This is a genomic window from Pseudomonas meliae, assembly GCF_001400515.1.
GTDB lineage: Bacteria > Pseudomonadota > Gammaproteobacteria > Pseudomonadales > Pseudomonadaceae > Aquipseudomonas > Aquipseudomonas amygdali.
This window is the reverse complement of the sequence record NZ_LJQT01000364.1, coordinates 1-215: the sequence shown is the minus strand read 5'-3', so window position 1 is coordinate 215 and position 215 is coordinate 1. Positions and strand designations below refer to the sequence as shown.

Below are 215 nucleotides of genomic sequence, written 5' to 3'. Positions count from 1 at the left end.
TCCGGCAGACAGTCGAGCCTTATCACGATCATCAGGCGGCACGGCCAGCCAAACCGGGTATTCGGATGTGCGAGGGGCTGTTTCAATCTTGAACTGGGCATTGTCCGACGCCGGGAAGTTCTGTTGCGACCGGCTACGATCATGCAGCCCTTCAGCAACCATGCTCGTCAGATTGATAAGGTCACTGACCTGCATCGCACGCGTACGCTCTATGC

Annotated in this window: 1 protein-coding gene; it reads right to left on the bottom strand. The window is 57.2% G+C overall.

All coding sequences use genetic code 11. The features are described 5' to 3' along the window. Nucleotides 1–213 (bottom strand): hypothetical protein (locus tag ALO64_RS26410; protein WP_235805011.1); only part of this gene is annotated, 213 nt, incomplete at its 3' end. Between the last annotated feature and the right edge of the window lie 2 nt (nt 214–215).